The 792-nt window shown below is 61.6% G+C and carries 1 protein-coding gene and 1 pseudogene; both read left to right on the top strand.

Going from position 1 to position 792, the window contains the following annotated elements; translation table 11 throughout:
• Positions 1-568 (top strand): ABC transporter substrate-binding protein (locus tag NKI88_RS31715; RefSeq protein ID WP_352659337.1); only part of this gene is annotated, 568 nt, incomplete at its 5' end.
• A 3-nt stretch (positions 569-571) separates the two neighbouring features.
• A pseudogene (locus tag NKI88_RS31710) lies at positions 572-792 on the top strand (ABC transporter permease); the annotation flags it as partial.

The following is a 792-nucleotide window of genomic DNA, read 5'->3' as shown; positions in this document are numbered from 1 at the left end:
GAACACGGGATGGTTCAAGAAGGGCGGCGACCCGGAAAAGGCCAAGCAACTCTTGAAGGAGTCTGGATACGCCGGCGAAAAGGTCGTCATTCTCCAGCCCACCAGCATTGCATGGATCAGCGACGCCGCGCAGCTACTTGCGGCCACCCTGCGGAAGATCGGGGTCGACGCCGAGCTTGCACCGAGCGATTGGGGCGGGGTCGCCGCGCGCCGCTCAAACAAGGGGCCTGTCGAGAGCGGTGGATGGAGCATCTTCATCACGAGCGATTCCGGTAACGCGCTCACCGATCCGATCGCGAGCGTCTTCCAAAGCGCGAATGGCGACAAAGGTTGGTACGGCTGGCCGAAGAACGACGAATACGAGGCTCTTCGTGCCAAATGGGCGGATGTCGAAACGCTCGAAGAACGCAAGGTTCTGGCGCGAGAGATGCAAAAGATCTGGTGGGACTTCGTCGGCGAGATCTACTTGGGTCAAACACTCCGGCCGATCGCGCGCCGCAAGACGCTGAGTGGCTTGATCGAGATGCCGGGAGGGCTCATTCCTATGTGGAACATGGAGAAGGCTTGAGCGGTGGCTTCCTACATCCTGCGCAGATTGCTCTCGACCATCGCCGTCATGGCGATGGTCGGGATCTTTGTCTTCCTGCTGTTGAGGCTGGCGCCCGGGGACCCAGCGGACATCATCGCTGGCGACCGGGCCACGCCACAGATGGTCGCCGGCATCCGCGAGCAGCTGGGGCTTAACCAGCCGATGCCGGTTCAGTTCGTTCACTGGGCGCTCAGCATCGTCAG

This window comes from Mesorhizobium sp. M0317 (assembly GCF_040321555.1).
Taxonomy (GTDB): domain Bacteria; phylum Pseudomonadota; class Alphaproteobacteria; order Rhizobiales; family Rhizobiaceae; genus Mesorhizobium.
This window is presented reverse-complemented; position numbering and strand designations above follow the sequence as displayed.